Source organism: Mesorhizobium sp. M0618, assembly GCF_040320765.1.
Taxonomy (GTDB): domain Bacteria; phylum Pseudomonadota; class Alphaproteobacteria; order Rhizobiales; family Rhizobiaceae; genus Mesorhizobium.
On the sequence record NZ_JAMYQH010000047.1, the window covers coordinates 25140 to 42129 of the forward strand.

16 protein-coding genes are annotated in these 16990 nt (G+C 63.1%); 8 read left to right on the forward strand and 8 right to left on the reverse strand.

Going from position 1 to position 16990, the window contains the following annotated elements:
* Positions 1–10: 10 nt before the first annotated feature.
* Genes NKJ04_RS31580 through NKJ04_RS31590 form a run of 3 tightly spaced genes read right to left on the reverse strand, consistent with a single transcriptional unit; the run spans position 11 to position 2139 of the window.
* Complete coding sequence (locus tag NKJ04_RS31580) at positions 11–478, reverse strand: GtrA family protein (RefSeq protein WP_031213781.1); 468 nt, start codon at positions 476–478, stop codon at positions 11–13.
* Positions 456–1157, reverse strand: a complete 702-nt coding sequence (locus NKJ04_RS31585; protein WP_023813884.1) for a class I SAM-dependent methyltransferase — start codon at positions 1155–1157, stop codon at positions 456–458. The genes NKJ04_RS31580 and NKJ04_RS31585 overlap by 23 nt, the downstream gene beginning before the upstream one ends.
* Positions 1150–2139, reverse strand: coding sequence for a glycosyltransferase family 2 protein (locus tag NKJ04_RS31590; RefSeq protein WP_196815360.1), 990 nt, complete (start codon positions 2137–2139; stop codon positions 1150–1152). Before NKJ04_RS31590 ends, NKJ04_RS31585 begins: the two co-directional genes overlap by 8 nt.
* Positions 2140–2412: 273 nt before the next feature.
* On the opposite strand from NKJ04_RS31590, the gene NKJ04_RS31595 reads away from it, so the two are divergent.
* A complete protein-coding gene (locus NKJ04_RS31595) occupies positions 2413–2676 on the forward strand; it encodes a DUF6460 domain-containing protein (protein WP_013533620.1) in 264 nt (87 codons plus the stop codon).
* Between the two features lie 59 nt (positions 2677–2735).
* Here the strand turns inward: NKJ04_RS31595 and NKJ04_RS31600 are convergent, their stop codons facing one another.
* Positions 2736–3638 carry a histone deacetylase family protein gene (locus NKJ04_RS31600; RefSeq protein WP_352679620.1) on the reverse strand — a complete coding sequence of 301 codons (903 nt, stop codon included), beginning with the start codon at positions 3636–3638 and terminating at the stop codon, positions 2736–2738.
* A gap of 131 nt (positions 3639–3769) precedes the next feature.
* On the opposite strand from NKJ04_RS31600, the gene NKJ04_RS31605 reads away from it, so the two are divergent.
* Both NKJ04_RS31605 and NKJ04_RS31610 read left to right on the forward strand, forming a co-directional pair.
* A complete protein-coding gene (locus NKJ04_RS31605; RefSeq protein ID WP_502897997.1) occupies positions 3770–5143 on the forward strand; it encodes an MATE family efflux transporter in 1374 nt (457 codons plus the stop codon).
* 297 nt (positions 5144–5440) lie between these two features.
* A complete protein-coding gene (locus NKJ04_RS31610) occupies positions 5441–5614 on the forward strand; it encodes a hypothetical protein (protein ID WP_352679623.1) in 174 nt (57 codons plus the stop codon).
* Positions 5615–5621: 7 nt separating this feature from the next.
* Here the strand turns inward: NKJ04_RS31610 and NKJ04_RS31615 are convergent, their stop codons facing one another.
* Positions 5622–6698: a quinone-dependent dihydroorotate dehydrogenase gene (locus NKJ04_RS31615; RefSeq protein WP_352679626.1), complete on the reverse strand. Its 1077-nt coding sequence runs from the start codon at positions 6696–6698 to the stop codon at positions 5622–5624.
* Positions 6695–7045 (reverse strand): DUF952 domain-containing protein, encoded by a 351-nt coding sequence (locus tag NKJ04_RS31620; protein WP_352679646.1) that lies wholly within the window; start codon positions 7043–7045, stop codon positions 6695–6697. Before NKJ04_RS31620 ends, NKJ04_RS31615 begins: the two co-directional genes overlap by 4 nt.
* A 187-nt stretch (positions 7046–7232) precedes the next feature.
* On the opposite strand from NKJ04_RS31620, the gene NKJ04_RS31625 reads away from it, so the two are divergent.
* The gene (locus tag NKJ04_RS31625; protein WP_352679629.1) at positions 7233–7661 is read left to right on the forward strand and encodes a hypothetical protein; all 429 of its coding nucleotides are present in this window, start codon (positions 7233–7235) and stop codon (positions 7659–7661) included.
* Between the two features lie 120 nt (positions 7662–7781).
* Positions 7782–8441 (forward strand): response regulator transcription factor, encoded by a 660-nt coding sequence (locus NKJ04_RS31630; protein WP_292655149.1) that lies wholly within the window; start codon positions 7782–7784, stop codon positions 8439–8441.
* Positions 8442–8473: 32 nt separating this feature from the next.
* Here the strand turns inward: NKJ04_RS31630 and NKJ04_RS31635 are convergent, their stop codons facing one another.
* Complete coding sequence (locus tag NKJ04_RS31635; RefSeq protein WP_352679632.1) at positions 8474–9985, reverse strand: MFS transporter; 1512 nt, start codon at positions 9983–9985, stop codon at positions 8474–8476.
* A gap of 146 nt (positions 9986–10131) precedes the next feature.
* Here NKJ04_RS31635 and NKJ04_RS31640 point away from each other — a divergent pair, with 146 nt between their 5' ends.
* Complete coding sequence (locus tag NKJ04_RS31640; protein ID WP_352679635.1) at positions 10132–11040, forward strand: LysR family transcriptional regulator; 909 nt, start codon at positions 10132–10134, stop codon at positions 11038–11040.
* Positions 11041–11187: 147 nt separating this feature from the next.
* Here NKJ04_RS31640 and NKJ04_RS31645 read toward each other — a convergent pair whose 3' ends face one another.
* Positions 11188–14676: a PAS domain-containing hybrid sensor histidine kinase/response regulator gene (locus tag NKJ04_RS31645; protein WP_352679637.1), complete on the reverse strand. Its 3489-nt coding sequence runs from the start codon at positions 14674–14676 to the stop codon at positions 11188–11190.
* Between the two features lie 264 nt (positions 14677–14940).
* Here NKJ04_RS31645 and mscL point away from each other — a divergent pair, with 264 nt between their 5' ends.
* Positions 14941–15363: a large conductance mechanosensitive channel protein MscL gene (mscL, locus tag NKJ04_RS31650; protein WP_023813897.1), complete on the forward strand. Its 423-nt coding sequence runs from the start codon at positions 14941–14943 to the stop codon at positions 15361–15363.
* 112 nt (positions 15364–15475) lie between these two features.
* Positions 15476–16642 carry a pyridoxal phosphate-dependent aminotransferase gene (locus NKJ04_RS31655; protein WP_352679640.1) on the forward strand — a complete coding sequence of 389 codons (1167 nt, stop codon included), beginning with the start codon at positions 15476–15478 and terminating at the stop codon, positions 16640–16642.
* Positions 16643–16990: the final 348 nt, after the last annotated feature.

Here is a 16990-nt window from a genome sequence, read left to right on the forward strand (position 1 = left end):
ACAGTTGGGTTCAAGGTGTTGGATTGGCGGGGTGCTGCCGAGGCTTGTCGGCCACCCGAACTGTGCGGTCGGTGCTGTCGTCCCCGCGCCCCACAAACACGAAGCGAGCCGAGCCAAGATAGAAAACAACCGAATAGACGCAGATTCCCGCGAGGTGGACCAGCGGGTTTTCGACGATGCCTGCTGAACGGGCGGCGATCACGACGGCCAGATTGACGCTGTAGGCGACCAGAAAGACACCCCCGTAGCGCAGCGCGGTTCCGGGCTGGAAACCATCGGCTCTGCTGAAGGTCCATTGGCGGTTGAGGAAGAAGCCGAGGACAAGGCCGGCGGCATAACCCGTGGCGTTGGCAAGGATGTCGCCCAGACCCAGCGCAAGCCCGGCCAGGATGACAGCGTATCCCAGCGCCGTGTTCAACAGACCGACGGCGCCAAATCGCAGCATCCTCGGGAAGTCAAACGGCAGGCTTGACCACATGCGCAAAATATTGGGCTCCGACAGGTACCTTGGTGAGGAAGCGCTCGAACGGCCTCAGTCTCGCAAGCATCCGAGGAAAGAAAATCCGGTAGACGATCCTCGTATTGGCAAGGCCCGCCTCGGCCATGCGCCTGCGCATCTCGCGCGAATTTATCAAAACCGCGTTTTCATCGAAGGCACAGTTTCTCACCGCGTGCGTGGTCAGCGGGTTCCAGGGATTGTGTTCGAAGACGAAGAAGCTGCCGCCATCGGCCAGCACCCTGCCGATCTCGGCGAACAGTCCGATCTGCAGGTCCTCGGGAATATGGTGGAATACACAGGCCGCGAAGGCCAGGTCGAAGCTGCCGTCGGCAAAAGGAATTGTCTTGCCGTCGAAATGCGTGAAGGCGGCCTGGCCGGGAAAGCGCTTGCTGGCGATGTCGAGCGATTCCCGCGAAGGATCGAGCAAGGTGATCTCCGCGTCGGGAAACGCGTTGCGCATATGGCCGAGCGAATTGCCGACGCCGGCGCCGAAATCCAGTACTCGTCGGGGTTTGACACCGGCCCGCCGCAGCGTCGCGGCGACGTCGTCGATCTTGTACCTGGCGAAGAAATCCGGGTTTTCGCCGCTCAGCCTTATGCTTGCGGCATGCTGCTCCTGATATTCCCGCGCAAACTGGTCGAACTCCGCCTCAAGCACGTGCGGCCCTCTTTGCCATCTCCTGCAGGCGATGGACCGGCAATTCGCCGTCCTCCACCGCCTGGCTGCGCGAAACGATCTCGTTGACGAAGTAGAGCGGCCGCCGCTTTGTCTCCATGTACATGCGCCCGAGATACTCGCCGAAGATTCCGAGCACCATAAGCTGGACGCTGCCGAGGATCAGCACGATCGCGGCAAGGCTGGTCCAGCCGGGCAACACGTTTCCGACCGACCATTCGAACAGCGTGTAGCCGAGCACGACCAGCCCCAGAAGCCCGAACATCATTCCGAGCAGCGAAGCGAAGCGCAAGGGCACGATGGAGAAGCTGGTCATCGCGTCGACCGCCAGAAGAAGCATTTTCTTCAGCGGATAATGGGTGGTGCCGGCAAAGCGGCGGTGCCGCTCATAGGGGAAAGCCACCTGTTTCAGCCCGATCCAGCTAACCATGCCGCGAATGAACCTGTAACGTTCTGGCATCGCGTTCAGATGGTCGAGCGCACGACGGTTCATCAGCCGGAAATCACCGGTATTCGGGGCTATGTCGACGTCGACCATCCGGCGCAGCAAGCGATAGAACATGGACGCGGAGGCGAGCTTGAACCAGCTTTCGCCATCGCGCGTCAGCCTCTGGCCGTAGACCACATCGAAGCCTTCGTTCATCTTCGTCATCATCGCGCCGAGCAGTTCAGGTGGATCCTGCAGGTCGGCATCGAGAATGAGAATGCGCTGGCCGCGACAGAATTCGAGCCCGGCGCTCAACGCGATCTGGTGGCCGTAATTGCGGGCGAGGTCGATGGCGACGACATGTTCGTCCTTTTCGGCCAGTTGTAGAATGGCCTCGCGCGTACCGTCGGTCGCGCCATCGATGACAAGGACGATCTCGTAGGAAGGGCCTTGTTCAAGGCATGCGGCCGTGACCCGCCGGTGCAGTTCGGCCACGCCATCCAGCTCGTTGTAGCATGGGATGACCACCGACAGCATGACGCCGCGTCGCGCGGTGTTTCTCTCCGTCTCCACCAAAGCCTTGCTCCCGCTATTCGATTGGGAATAGCGGCAATTGGTTAGAAAACAGATAAGCCAGCGGGATCGCTGCGGCAGTAGCCGGCAGTCTGCCATGCGCCTGGGCTCGGCTTGCGGCCACACTATGCTCGGTGTCTCGCTATCCCGCAGAACTCCCGGCTTGAAGCGGACAAGCCAAGTGCGTATGTCTGGCTGACGCCCTCTAGCCAGGGTACCTCAATCTGGAGACGGGCCTTGTCCGCATTGACGCGCTTCCTTGGCGACTCGCCGCTCAAGGTGATCCTGAAACTGCTGGTGGTGTCTTTCCTCGTCGGCCTGGTCATGAATGCCTTCGGCTGGTCGCCGATGGATGTGCTCTACGGCATCCGGAAGTTCTTCATGGACCTGTGGAATCTCGGCTTCCACGCCATCGACCGCTTCCTCGGCTATATCTTGCTGGGCGCGGCTATCGTCGTGCCGGCGTTCATCCTGTTAAGGCTCGCCAACTACCGGAAGTAGAGCATGATCCCGAAAAGTGGGAACCGGTTTTCCGACAAGACCGTGCTTGAAAAGGACTATCAGGCGTAGCCCGCGGCGACCTCGAACAGGATGGCGTGGCGCGCCGCGAGTGCGGGCACATCCGTTGAATAGCCACCTCCGATGACGCCGCACACCGGAACGCCCTGCGCGCGAAAATGGCTGATCACCATTTCGTCGCGGGCGCGCAGGCCGTCATCCGATAGCGACAGCCTGCCAAGCCGGTCCTCGGCATGGACGTCGACGCCGGCATTGTAGAACACGATGTCCCAATGGGCCTGGGCGGACAGTTCCGGCAGGATGTCGGCGAGCCTCTCGAGATAGGCAGCGTCACCCGTGCCGTCGGGCAGCGCGACATCGAGGTCGGAGGCGATCTTGCGCACGGGGTAGTTGCGGTCGCCATGCATGGAAAAGGTGAACACGTGCGGATCATCGGCGAGAATATCCGCGGTGCCGTCGCCCTGGTGCACGTCGAGATCGACGACCAGGATGTTTTGTGCCGCGCCTTCGGCGAGCAGCACCAGCGCGGCGACGGCGACATCGTTGAAGGTGCAGAAGCCCGCGCCTTGCGCGCGCCGTGCATGGTGGCTGCCGCCGGCGGTGTTGCAGGCGATACCGTGGCGCAAGGCCAGCCGCGCCGCCAGCACGGTGCCGCCGGTGGCAAGCTGCGCGCGCAGCGAGACGCGGGGTCCGATTGGAAAACCGATCTCGCGCTCGATCTTCTCGGGCACGCAGCAGTTGACGACCTGGTCGACATAGTCCGCCGCATGGGCAAGCTCCAGCCATGACGCCGGTGCCGGTTCGGCGGTGCTGAGCGCGTCGGGGCCGGCGAGGCCGCGCGTACGCAGCGCCTCCATCAGCAACGGATATTTGCTCATCGGAAAGCGATGGTTGACGGCGAAGCCGGCGTCGTAGTCGGGATGATGGACGATCTGCAGAGGCATGAAATCGTATCCGGCTGGCTCACGCCAGACCGGGATTTCGGTTGGCCGTCAGGGATAGGTGATTGCGCGGTGGCCGGAAAATGGGGCACATCGACGGTTCTATCAAGCCGCAATCAGCAAGGCAGCAATCCTTGGACAAAGGTGCAACACCAGCCGACGCCGGATCCCCTATCCACGCGGGATCCCCGATTCACCCCGGATCATTTGTAGTCACCAACCGCTCCGTGCTCGCCATCGCCGTGCCGATGACGCTTGCCTATCTGACGACGCCGATGCTCGGCCTGGTCGACACGGCTGTCATCGGCCAGTTCGGCGATGCCGCCTTGCTTGGCGGCCTGGCGGCCGGCGCATTGATCTTCGACGTCGTCTTCACCTCTTTCAATTTCCTGCGCTCGGGCACCACCGGCCTTGTCGCACAGGCGTTTGGGCGTGGCGATGCCCTGGAGGAACAGGCGGTGTTCTGGCGCGCCGTGCTGATCGCGGTCGTCGCCGGCATCCTGCTCGCTGCCCTTGCGCCGCTGGTCGCCATCACCGGGCAGAAATTCATGGGCGCCGAACCGCGCGTCAGCGAGGCGATGGGCGTCTACATCAGGATCAGACTGCTCGCGGCGCCGTTCTCGCTGATCAACTACGCCATCCTCGGCTATGTGCTGGGGCGCGGCGAGGGCGGGCTCGGGCTGATGCTGCAATTGGTGCTGAACGGCATCAACATCGCGCTCTGCTTCCTGCTTGGGTTGGAACTTGGCTGGGGTGTCGCCGGCGTTGCCTGGGCGACCGTCACCGGCGAGTTCCTGGCCATGCTGCTCGGCCTGGCGATCGTCATCCGCCGGTTCCGGTCGGCCCCGCCCTTGCCGCGCCACCGCCTGCTCGACATGGCCGCCTTCCTGCGCATGCTGTCGCTCAACCGCGACATCATGATCCGCTCGTTCTCGCTGCTCGCCGCCTTCGCATTGTTCACCCGCCAGGGCGCACAGTTCGGCACGGTGACGCTGGCCGCCAACGCCGTGCTGATGAATTTCTTTCTCGTCGCCGGCTATTTCCTCGACGGCTTTGCCACCGCCGCCGAACAGCTGGCGGGCCGTGCAGCCGGCGCGCGCGCCGCCGCACCGTTCCGCCAGGCCGTCCGGCTGACGCTGTTCTGGGGTTTCGGACTGGCGGGAGCCGCGACGCTGGTAATGCTGTCTGGGGGCGCCAATCTGGTCGCACTCGTGACGACATCGGAGGAAGTCCGTTCGGTGGCCGACATCTACCTGCCGTGGGCGGCATTCACGGCGCTGAGCGGTGTGCTGGCGTTCCAGATGGATGGCGTCTTCATCGGCGCGACCTGGTCCCGCGACATGCGCAACATGATGCTGCTGTCGTTCCTGGTTTTCGCGGCCGCGCTGCTGACCCTTGCGCCCGCCTTCGGCAACAATGGACTGTGGGCGGCGCTGCACGTCTTCCTGCTGGTGCGAGGCTTCAGCCTGCTGACGATCCTGCGGCTCAGGGTGCGGACGGCGTTTTAGACGATGTCACCTGAAGGCCATGCGCCGTCCATGGCACCGAACGGCTTTCCGCGATAGGAATTTTTTCTTGACTGGGTGCTCTCAGCTATGGTACATATTTGTTTATGGTGCTGATTTGCGCCGGTGACCCGCCGCACAGGCGGGTTTTTCGTTTGATGCTCCGTCAGCCAACGCCCCGGCGAGGCACCGAAGGAACCCGTTAACCCGAGTTCGTTGCCCTGCTGTGCGGTCGGATGCACTTGCACTTCCAGTCGATTTCCAACAGACTTGATGCACCAATCGTTCCAGGGCGAGCTTATGCGAAGCTACCTGCCATATGTCTTGGGCGCGGCGCTGGGATTGCTCGCTGCGTTCATTCTCTCCGCGGCTTCTGGCATCGGCGGAACCGCGCAATTGCTTCTCTTCGGCGTGTTGCCTGCCGTCGGCGGCACCATTTGCGAGCGGGCCGTCAGTCGCAATCTACGCTCCTGAGAGCAGTTCAGAGTTGCCTGGACGCCCACAAGTCGAGGCGGCTGTCGCGCAACTCGCAAATCGACTTCAGCCGTTCTTTTTCGACGAAACGGACCATTCCGGAAAGAATACGGCCTGGCAGTGAAGGCCCGGCATAGATCATGCCGGTGTAGAGCTGGACCAGATCAGCACCCGCACGGATCTTGTCCAGCGCCGTATCGGCGGAATCGACGCCGCCGACGCCGATGATGGCGCGGTCCGGTCCGAGCAGTTTGCGCATCTTCGCCAGCACGATGGTCGAACGCTCGAACAGCGGCTTGCCGGAGAGTCCCCCGGTCTCGCGCGCGGTGTCGCCGCTGCGCAGCGGCGGCCGGGAGATGGTGGTGTTGGAGACGATGACGCCGTCGATCCGCTTCTCGGTGACCTCGGCGGCGATGTCCTCCAGCTCGGCCTCGACCAGATCCGGCGCGATCTTCAGGAACACCGGCGGCTGCGCCGTTCCCGTGGCGCGCGCGGCCATGACCCGCGACAAGAGTTCGCCGAGCTGCTCGCGCGCCTGCATGTTGCGCAGGCCCGGCGTGTTGGGCGAGGAGATGTTGACGGTGAGATAGCTGGCGTATTGCGCAAACCGGGCGACACCGCGCTCATAGTCACTGACGCGGTCGCTGCTGTCCTTGTTGGCGCCGATGTTGACGCCGACGATGCCGGAGCGGCCCTTACGTGCGGCAAGGCGCTTTTCGGCCGCTGCATGGCCTTCATTGTTGAAGCCCAGCCGGTTGATCACCGCATCGTCGGCCGTCAGCCGGAAGATACGCGGCTTCGGATTGCCGGCCTGCGGCAGCGGCGTGATGGTACCGACCTCGGCGAAACCGAAGCCCAGGCCAAGCAACGCGTCGGGCACCTCGGCGTTCTTGTCGTAGCCGGCCGCCATGCCGAGCGGATTGGGGAAATCGAGGCCGCAGACGCTGACCTTCAGCCTGTCGTCGCGGACCGCCGGTGCACCAACCGGAACGCCGCATCGCAAGGCGGCGATTGACAGGCCATGCGCCGTTTCCGGATCGAAGGCGAACAGCAGCTTCTGGCCGAGCCGGTCGAGCACGCTCATTGCCCCTCCAGTGCCGGGAACTGGTGCACACCATCGGCGCCAAGCGGCAGTGGTCGGACCCACAGCACTGCTTTCAGGTCCAGAACGTCGTAGAGATGTGGAAACAGTTCGCCGCCGCGCGAGACCTCGTATCTCAGCGCAGTGCCCAGGCCGGCGCCGTCGACGGCGACCAGCAAAAGGTCTGTCTGGCCGGCAAAGTGCTTTGCCGCCGTTTCCCTGACCTGTGCTGCCGTGGAGAAGTGGATGAAGCCGTCGGCGACATCGATCGGCGCGCCGGTGAAGCGGCCATGCGTTTCGGCCTCGCGCCATGGCGCTTGCGGGGTTATCTTGTAGATAATCTGAGACATGGTTGCGCTATAGAGCAGTTCCAGGAAAAGTGTGAAACGGTTTTCCCGGGGAAAGCGCATAGCGCTTTCCCTTGGGAATTGCGTCAAGAAGATTCCGAACCAGCCATTCGGGAAAGGCCACGCCAAGGGTCTTCCCCATTTCCGGCGCAAACATGCGATATTCCAGACCTTGGCCATGGAGGACAACATGCGTCTGCAGCACATCTTGATCCCCGCCGCGCTCGTTTCGCTGGTCGCGGCTTCAGCTTATTCGGAAGAAACCGACCGCTACCGGCTGGAAAAGTCTGACAACGGCTTTGTCCGTATCGACACGCAGACCGGCGCCATGTCGATTTGCGAGGAGCGTTCGGGCCAGCTCGTCTGCAAGATGGCGGCCGACGAACGCGCTGCTTTCCAGGACGAGGTCGACCGCCTGCAAACCTCGATGAAGGTGATGGACGAGCGCGTCACCAAGCTCGAGAATTCGCTCTCCGCCCGCCTCGAATCGAAACTGCCGAGCGAGGAGGATTTCAACAAGACGATGAGCTACATGGAGCGCTTCCTTCGCGGCTTCATGGGCATCGTCAGGGATATGAACAAGGACAACGGCGCCCAGCCCAATTCGCAGAAGACCTGAGCGTTTCAACCACGGGAGGCGGCGCGCTGGCTTTGCCGCTTGAAAACAGCGCGCAGCCCCTCATAATCGTCCAATTGAACCCGAAAAGCCAAAAATCATCGGGGATTTGGGGAGGGACATTTGCCGGCAGGCTATTCTTTCGTCATCGCCGACGATCACCCGCTGTTTCGCGGTGCGCTGCGCGAAGCACTCGCCGGCATCGGCAATGTCGCCGCCATCCATGAAGCCGGCGATTTCGAGAGCGCCAAGGCGCTGGTCGTGGCCAACGAGGACGTCGATCTGGTTCTGCTCGATCTGTCGATGCCCGGCGCCAGCGGCCTCTCCGGCCTGGTCTCGCTGCGCGGCATCCATCCGGCGGTGCCGCTGGTCGTGGTGTCGGCGCATGACGATCCGGCGACCATCAGGCGGGCGCTCGATCTCGGCGCTTCCGGCTTCATCTCCAAATCGGCCAGCATGGAAGAGATCCGCAGCGCCGTGCAATCGGTGCTTGCCGGCGACATCGCAGCACCAGCCGGCGTCGATCTCGGCATCGAGCGCGATCCCGAAATATCGGACCTTATCAAGCGGCTGCAGGCTTTGACGCCGCAGCAGACACGGGTGCTGGGCATGCTGGCCGAGGGCCTGCTCAACAAGCAGATCGCCTATGAACTCGGTGTATCGGAGGCTACCATCAAGGCGCATGTCTCCGCCATCCTGCAGAAGCTCGGCGTCGACAGCCGCACCCAGGCGGTGATCCTTCTGTCCAAGATCGGCAGCGACCCGCTGCAGCCGGCGAGCTGATCGCCAGGGCGCCTGTTCAATCAGAATAGTGTTCAATCAGGACACTGAACCTCCGCCCGCCGCATCGGCCGCGCGTTGAAGCTCGCGAAACTGATGGCGGCCATGATCCAGACGCCGATCGCGCCATAAAGCATGACCCAGCCAAAGCCGTTGCGCAGCGCATCCTGGGCGACGGAAGCGGCGAGCCCGGAGATGGGATTTCCGGCAGCGATAGCTTCGGCGAGAAGACGCAATTGGGCAGCGTCGAGGTCGGGCAGCGCATGCCCCAGATGCGCCAGCACACCGCTGGCCAGGATGAAGCCCATCACCGCTATGTTCACCGCCAGCGAGACCATGCGGGCGCTCATGTCAATGCCGGAGGCCATGCCGGCGCGGTCGCTCGAAACGGAACCCGTCGTCGTGTTAGTGACAGGGGTGTTGGTTATGCCGAGACCAGTCCCGGCAATCAGGCAGCCGGGTAGCATCGTCAGCCAATCCGGCTGCGCGGCAGCGCTGCCGAACTTCATCAGGATGAACCCGACGCCGATGATGACGAGGCCTGCCGGAATGATGATGCCGGGCTGGTAACGCAACGAAAACCGCTCGGCCAAGGGCGGCAGCACAAGCGTCGGCAGCGTGTAGGAAAGCAGGGCAAGGCCGGTGGAGACGGTGTCATAGCCGAGCCCGGCGTGGAACCAGATCGGCAGGTAGATCATGAAAGGCCAATAGCTGAGGTTCATCGCCGCCGAGCCGACGATGGCGCCGGAAAAGGGTCGGATCCGGAAGACTGAGAAGTCGAACATCGGCCGCTGGCTGACCTTCTCGGCAATGAGGAAGGCGATGAAGCTCGCTATCGAGATACCGAGGATCGCCAGCGCGGCAGGGCTGGAGAAACCCAGATCCGGCCCCTGGATGATGTAGAAAACGAGGCAGAAAACCGACGGCGACAGCGTCAGGATGCCTGCTACGTCGAGCTTGCCCGCCTGTGGATCCTTCGATTCGTGGACGCCCATCAGAGCGAGGGCGAACGCCAGCGCCGCAACCGGCACGTGGACAAGAAACACCCATTGCCAGTTCAGGACCGCAACGATGCCGCCGCCGATGATGGGGCCGAAGCCGAGGCCGATGCCGAAGATGACGCCCCACCAGCCCCATGCGACGGCGCGTTCGCGTCCTTCCCTGAATTCATGCGACAGCACGGCAAGCTGGCAGATCAGCATGGCACCGCCGCTCAGGCCCTGCAAAAACCGGGCGACGATGAGCGTGGAGACGCTTTCAGCGACGCCGCAGATCAGTGATGTCAGGCCGAAGGCGGCGATCGAGACCAGAAAGATACGCTTGCGCCCGTAACGATCGGCGATCGTGCCGACCGCCATCAGCACCGTCGTGACCGCGATCGTATAGGCGTTCATCACCCATTGCAGTTGCTTGAAGTCGGCGTGCAGCATCTGCTCCAGTGTCGGCAGGATCGTGGGAACGCTTGAAATCTCCAGGCCGAACATCAGGCACGCCAGGCAGGCGGCAAACAGAACGATGATGCCTCGGCGGGTCAATACAGTGGGCATGATTCAACCTTTCGAACGTATTTGTCGGCAATCGGCGAATCCATTGCAGCTCGCCCAGCGCGCGTACGGCCCAGGGTAGGCGAAGCTTGATCATTTTAGAATTGCATGGTTGGCTATTTCAGAGACAACAAGTGCGGATAGCTGACATGACGCTGGACGTAGACGCGGTGAAAACATTCGTCGCCATCGCCGATCTTCAGAGCTTTACGCGTGCGGCCGAGGCTCTTGGCAGCACGCAAGGGGCGATCAGCGTGAAGCTGAAGCGGCTGGAAGAGCGCGTCGGCCAGAAATTGATCGAGCGTACGCCTCGGCTGGTTCGCTTGTCGGCGCAGGGCGTGGTGTTTCTCCAGCCCGCACGCGACTTCCTCGCGGCACACGATCGCGCCATTGCCAGCCTGTCTTCGGTGCGCCGCCGCTTCACACTGGGCATCGCCACCCATGTCGGAGGCGCGGAAGTCCCGACATTGCTGGCGCGGCTCAATGCGCATGACCCGGCGCTCACCATCGAAGTGCGGCTCGATGATTCACACGACCTGCTGGACGCTTTCGATCGCGGTGAGATCGACGCGGCGATCATCCGCCGGGAGGACGACCGGCGCGATGGTGAAGTGCTGGCGCCCGAACATTTCGGCTGGTACGCCGCGCCCGACTTCATCCACCGGGCCGACGAGCCGCTGCGCCTGGCGGCATCCTCGCCATCATGCGGTATCCGCAACATCACGACCCGCGCGCTCGACGCTGTCGGAATACCGTGGACGGAGGTGTTCCTCGGCTGCGGCTCCTTCGCCGTTGCCGAAGCTGTCTCGGCCGGCCTCGCAGCCTCGGTATTTTCCTGCCGGCTTGCCCCATCCGGCACCATCGAGGTCAGCCGGAAATTCGGGCTTCCGGCGCTGCCGCCTTCCGAGATCGTGCTGCTTTCGACGCTGACGGACGCCAAGTCCCGCGAGGCGCTGAGGACGCTTGCAATGGCCTTTCGCGAGCATCGTCCGCCTGTGGCGGGCAAGGCCGGACGGCCCCGGTTCCGCAGTTCCCAGATGGTCGACGGCCTGGCCTAGAGCAATTCTAGGAAAAGTGTGAAGCGGTTTTCCGTCTAGAATTGGGTTAAAACAAAGAGTTAGAGCAGAACGCCGTTTCCATGAAACGGTGAAATGCTCTAGGACACCACCCTCGGACACCAGGGCTGAGACCGGCCGCCCTTGATGCTATTCGGCCGCCGGTGCTAGCGGCCTGACCCTGGCCATCATCGAGCGCAGTACCGCTGGTTTGAGCGGTTTGTTGATCACCGCAATCTCGAGCCCGCCGGCGGCCGTGCGCACCTCGTTGGAGCGGTCGGCGGTGACCAGCACGGCCGGCAGGTTGTCGCCATGGGTCGCGCGCAGCCTGACGACGAGTTCGAGACCGGTTTCGCCGTCGAGATGGTAGTCGGCAAGAACGATGTCCGGGCGGTGTATCTTCGCGGTCTCCAGATCCTTTGAACCGGACACGGTGTCGACGTTGCAACCCCAGCCTTCGAGCAGGAGCCGCATGCCTTCGAGGATGCGGGCGTCGTTGTCGATGCACAGCACGTGCAGCCCGGCCAGCGAAGCCGTCGCGCGGGCAGGAACCCTGGCGTCGATTTCGCGTCGCGGTTCCTGCACGGCCGCGACGGGCAGGATGACGGAGAAGCGCGTGCCTTTGCCTGGGTTGGAAAAGATCCGGATCTCCAGGCGCAGCACCCGGGCGATGCGGTCGACGATGGAGAGGCCGAGACCGAGGCCTTCGGCCTCGCGCGCGCCCTCGTCGAGCCGGGTGAATTCGCGAAAGACGGTGTTCAGCTTGTCGCCGGCGATGCCGATGCCGGTGTCGATCACCTGGATCTCGGCCAGTTCGCTGCGCCGCCTGACGCCAACCAGCACGCGGCCGTGGCGCGTGTATTTGATGGCGTTGGAGACGAGATTCTGGATCAGGCGGCGCAGCAGATTGCGGTCCGTCGTCACTGTCAGCGATGACGGCATGATGGTCAGCGCGAGCTTCTTTTCGGCGGCGAGCGGCCGGAAGTCGTTGCCGATCTGGCGCAGCAATCCGTCGAGGTTGAAGGCGGTATCGTCCGGCTTCATTGCGCCGGCATCGAGGCGGGAGATGTCGAGCACGGCGCCGAGAATCGTCTCGACCGATTCCAGCGAGGATTCGATGTTGACGGCCGCCTTGCCGGCAGGCCCCTTGCCGGCCTTCTCGATCAGCGAGGAGCAATAGAGCCGGGCGGCGTTCAGCGGCTGCAGGATGTCGTGGCCGGCGGCGGCGAGGAAGCGCGTCTTGCCGAGATTGGCCTCCTCGGCCAGCATCTGCGCCTGCGCCAGCTCCTCATTGACCCGGGTCAGTTCGATGGTGCGGGTCTTGACGCGCTGTTCCAGCGATTCATTGGCACGCTTCAGCGCCAGATCCTGTTCCACGCGCCCGGAAATGTCGGCATAGGTGGCGACGATGCCGCCGTCCGGCATCGGGTTGGAGCGCAGTTCCAGGATGCGGCCCGAGGTTTTCAGCTCCATCTGCCATGGGCTGACGAAACTGGTCAGCCGGTTGAGCATGGCCACACGCTGATCGGCGGGGATGTCGCCGCGTTCGGCGAGATGGCGCAGGATGCGGTCGAGCGAGACGCCGACCTGGCCCATCTCGTCGGGCAGGTCGAACAGCGCCCGGTATTGGCGGTTCCAGCAGATCAGGCGGAAATCGCGATCGAAGACGGTGATGCCCTGTTCCATCTGGTCGAGCGCGATCTGCAACAGGTCGCGGTTGTGCTGCAGCGCCTCGGTGGCGTCGTCGAGCAAGCGGAAAGCATCCCTGGATTCGCGGTCGTGGCGCCGAAACAGCAGCGACAGGATCAGCCGCGCCGAGGAGGAACCGACGGCGCTGGCGAGCAATTGCTCGGAGAAGCGGATGACGTCCATGCTCGCCTGCTCGTTGCCGTGCAGCGAGGCTCCGTTGGTCTTTTCGAACGACTGGAAAGAGCGCTCGGTGCGCTCGACGCCGAGATAGCGCCCGATCGTGTCCTTCAGGTCGTTGACGGTGATGGCGGTGCGGAAGCGGCGCAGGCTTGGCATCGGGCCGGCATCGCGCGGCACGAAGATCGACGCCTGGATGCGTTCCAGCGGCACCGATGCGCGCGACAGCGAGCCGAGCACGAAGAACACCGCGTTGAGCGACAGGCTCCACAGCACGCCGTGGTTCAGCGGTTCGGCGACGGTGCCGAACAATGCCTGCGGCCGCAGCGCCTCGAAGCCGAACAGCCCGTGCACGATGATGCCGGTATCAGGGGCGGCAAGCGATGGAAACAGCAGCGTGTAGCCCCAGACGAGGATGCCGGCGACCATGCCAAGTGCCGCACCCCGGCCATTGGCGCCGCGCCAGATCAGCCCGCCGATCAGGGCGGGCGCGAACTGCGCGATGGCCGCGAACGACATCAGGCCGATCGACGACAGCCGCGCGCTGTCGGTGCTCTCGCGATAATAGAGGAAGGCGATGAACAAGAGGATGAAAATCGCCCCGCGCCGCACATTGAGGATCAGCGTCGACCAGTCCTCGGTCTCGGAAGTCGAGGTCTTGAGCAGGCGGCGCACGAACAATGGAATGACGAGGTCGTTGGAGATCATGATCGACAGCGCCACGCTTTCGACGATCACCATCGCCGTCGCCGCCGACAGGCCACCGATGAAAGCCGCCATCGCCAGCACATCATGACCGCTGAACAGGGGCAGCGACAGCACGTAGAGATCGCTGCTGGTTCCGGTGCCGACCAGCGAAAGACCGGCGAAGGCGATCGGCAGCACGAACAGGTTGATCGCCACGAGGTAGAGCGGAAACACCCATGTCGCGGTGCGCAATTCGGCCTCGCCACGGTTCTCGACAATGGTGACGTAGAACTGCCGCGGCAGCATGATGATGGCAAAGCCGCTCAGGTAAGTCAGCACCAGCCAGGTGGCGAGCGAGGTGTTGTAGCTCATCGCCTGTCGGACCTGGGCGTTCTCAGCGAGCTTGTCGAACATGTCGCCCGGGCCGCCGAAGATCAGGAAGGTGACCATCAGGCCGATCGCCAGGAAGGCGGCGAGCTTGACGACGGTTTCGACCGCCACCGCCAGCACCAGCCCATCCTGGTGTTCGGTGGCGTCGGCGTGACGGGTTCCAAACAGCACCGCGAACAGCGCCAGGAGCATGGCGACGACCAGAGAGATGTCGCTGACGAAGGGATCGAACGAAGGCGGCGATCCCGTATAGTGCTCGACCATCAGGCTGACCGAACCGGAGATCGCCTTCAACTGCAGTGCGATATAGGGCACCGCGCCGATGGTGGCGATCAGCGTGGCGATCGCCGCGACGGTGAAACTCTTGCCGTAGCGCGCGCCGAGGAAATCCGCGATCGAGGTGATCTTCTCGGTCTTGGCCAGCCGCACGATGCGGTTGAGCAGCGGGAAGCCGAACACGAAGACGAGCACCGGGCCCGTATAGATGCCGAGGAATTCGAGGCCGCGTTCGGAAGAAAGACCGACCGAGCCGAAGAAAGTCCAGGACGTACAGTAGATCGCGAGGCTAAGCGCGTAGATGAAAGGCCGCCCCCGGCTCGGCTCGGAGATGGCCGAGCGGCGGTCGCCGATGCTGGCGATGGCAAACAGCAGCGTCACATAGGCGATCGCGATGATGACGATGAACAAGCCCTGCACGCTTGGACTTTCCTCCTCTGCCGTCTTTCTATCCGGCTTGCCCGGACGCAATCACAGCTTGGCGTCCGAGTCCATTGCGGCTTTGGAAGCATGATCGCGACCGCGATATTCAGACAGTACAAGCAAGGTGCCGTCAGGTAAGAAGAAAGCGGTTGTTTTCTCCCTTTTATCGATGTTGCAACCGGAGGTTTTTGTTATGTTGCCTCAGGTCGATGCCGCAAGGACGGAAACGGCAGCTTGGCCAGTCACGACAAGGAGGGTCGAATGCTGAAAGAATTCCAGGAATTCATTTCCAAGGGCAATGTGATGGACCTTGCGGTCGGCGTCATCATCGGCGCGGCCTTCGGCAAGATCGTCGATTCCCTTGTCAACGACATCATCATGCCGATCGTCGGTGCGATTTTCGGCGGATTGGACTTCAACAACTATTTCTTCGGATTGTCCTCAGCCGTCAACGCGACCTCGCTGGCCGATGCCAAGAAGCAGGGCGCGGTCTTTGCCTATGGCAGCTTCATCACCGTGGCGCTGAACTTCCTCATTCTCGCGTTCATCATCTTCCTGATGGTCAAGGCGGTGAACAACATGCGCAGGCGGCTTGAGCGCGAGAAGCCCGCTGCTCCGGCCGCTCCGCCGCCCGCCGATGTCGCTCTGCTCACCGAAATTCGCGATCTGCTCGCCAGGCGCTGACCGCGGCTGGCATTTGCTGGACCAAAACCCCGGTCGTTCGCGGCCGGGGTTTTCTGTTTTCGCATCTGGTATGGACCGCTGACGAAAACCGCAGACCAAAACGGACCCGCCAATGACCCTGATCGACAGCTTGCGCCCTGAGGCCCGTGCGGCACCCGAAAGCGGCATTGTCGCCGTCGTCAATTACGGCCGCCTGCGCGAAGGCATGATTCCGCTCTGGGCCGGCGAGGGCGACCTGCCGACGCCAGCCTTCATCACCGATGCCGCGTCGAAGGCGATGGCCGGCGGCGAGACATTCTACACCTGGCAAAGGGGCATCCCCGATCTCAGGCAGGCGCTCTCCCGCTACTATGCCAGGCATTTCGGCAAGACCTTCCCGGAGGAAGAATTCATCGTCACCGGCTCCGGCATGCATGCCATCCAGCTGGCGCTCGACGCGCTCGCCGGCGCCGGCGACGAGGTGGTTTATCTGTCGCCGGCCTGGCCGAATTTCGATGCCGCAGCAGCGATAGCGGGAGCCATTCCCGTCGCGGTCACGCTCGATCATTCCGGCAATGGCTGGTCCTGCGACGTCGAGAAGATCGCGGCTTCGATCACGCCGCGCACAAAGGCGCTGTTCATCAACACGCCGTCGAATCCGACCGGCTGGACCGCCGATCATGAGACCTTGCAGGCCATCCTCGATCTAGCGCGCGCGAAAAACCTCTGGATCATCGCCGACGAGATCTATTCGCTTTTCCACTATGGCCACGGCCGCGCGCCGTCCTTCCTCGACATCGCGTCGGCGGAAGACCGCATCCTGTACGTCAATTCCTTCTCCAAGAACTGGGCGATGACCGGCTGGCGCGTCGGCTGGATCAAGACGCATCCGAGCTTGCAGCAGGTGTTCGAGAACCTGATCCAGTATTCGAACTCCGGCGTCGCCCAGTTCATGCAGCGCGGCGCGGCCGCCGCCCTTGATGGGGGCGACGCCTTCGTTGCCGAACAGGTGGAGCGGGCGCGCAAGGCGCGTGACCTTGTCTGCGGCATTCTCGGCGCCACCGGCCGCGCCCGGTTCACGGTGCCGCAGGGCGCGTTCTACCTGTTTTTCACTGTCGACGGCATCACCGATTCACGCACCGCTGCCTTCGACATTGTCGACAAGGCCAATGTCGGCCTGGCGCCAGGCACCGCTTTCGGCCCCGGTGGCGAGGCGTTTTTGCGGTTGTGTTTCCACCGCCGCCTCGACCAGGTCGAGGAAGCGGCACACCGGCTGGCAAATTGGATGAAGGCTATTTGAGGATTGGGCTGGACAGGAAAGCCGCGCGTTTGAAGATTCTGGACCGCCTCACTCTTCGGCCGCAGTAACGGCATGGATCCTAGGGTCTGCGCCGCGTCGCTTCGCTCCTTGCTCCGCCCTAGGATGACGAAGAGAAAGATGCCTCGGCCAACCTCGAAGGTCGGCCATTGCTACGATGCCAAACTCCATCTCTGTGACTAGCCAGAAGCCCCCACGCTTCGTCATCCTAGGGCGTAGCAGTCGCGAAGCGACGCCGCGGAGACCCTAGAGCCTTTCACGTTTTGACGGAAGCGTATCCGGCGTTTTCGAAGTAGTTCTTGCATTCGGCTGCCTCGATTGTTTCGACGA

What these genes read in the sequence shown, in the direction of transcription:
- NKJ04_RS31600 (WP_352679620.1), bottom strand. Translation starts at nt 3,638, where the DNA reads ATGCCTCTGCAGATCGTCCATCATCCCGACTACGACGCCGGCTTCGCC.
- NKJ04_RS31635 (WP_352679632.1), bottom strand. Translation starts at nt 9,985, where the DNA reads ATGCCCACTGTATTGACCCGCCGAGGCATCATCGTTCTGTTTGCCGCC.
- mscL (WP_023813897.1), top strand. Translation starts at nt 14,941, where the DNA reads ATGCTGAAAGAATTCCAGGAATTCATTTCCAAGGGCAATGTGATGGAC.
- NKJ04_RS31590 (WP_196815360.1), bottom strand. Translation starts at nt 2,139, where the DNA reads ATGCTGTCGGTGGTCATCCCATGCTACAACGAGCTGGATGGCGTGGCC.
- NKJ04_RS31615 (WP_352679626.1), bottom strand. Translation starts at nt 6,698, where the DNA reads ATGAGCGTGCTCGACCGGCTCGGCCAGAAGCTGCTGTTCGCCTTCGAT.
- NKJ04_RS31610 (WP_352679623.1), top strand. Translation starts at nt 5,441, where the DNA reads ATGCGAAGCTACCTGCCATATGTCTTGGGCGCGGCGCTGGGATTGCTC.
- NKJ04_RS31625 (WP_352679629.1), top strand. Translation starts at nt 7,233, where the DNA reads ATGCGTCTGCAGCACATCTTGATCCCCGCCGCGCTCGTTTCGCTGGTC.
- NKJ04_RS31655 (WP_352679640.1), top strand. Translation starts at nt 15,476, where the DNA reads ATGACCCTGATCGACAGCTTGCGCCCTGAGGCCCGTGCGGCACCCGAA.
- NKJ04_RS31580 (WP_031213781.1), bottom strand. Translation starts at nt 478, where the DNA reads ATGTGGTCAAGCCTGCCGTTTGACTTCCCGAGGATGCTGCGATTTGGC.
- NKJ04_RS31620 (WP_352679646.1), bottom strand. Translation starts at nt 7,045, where the DNA reads ATGTCTCAGATTATCTACAAGATAACCCCGCAAGCGCCATGGCGCGAG.
- NKJ04_RS31640 (WP_352679635.1), top strand. Translation starts at nt 10,132, where the DNA reads ATGACGCTGGACGTAGACGCGGTGAAAACATTCGTCGCCATCGCCGAT.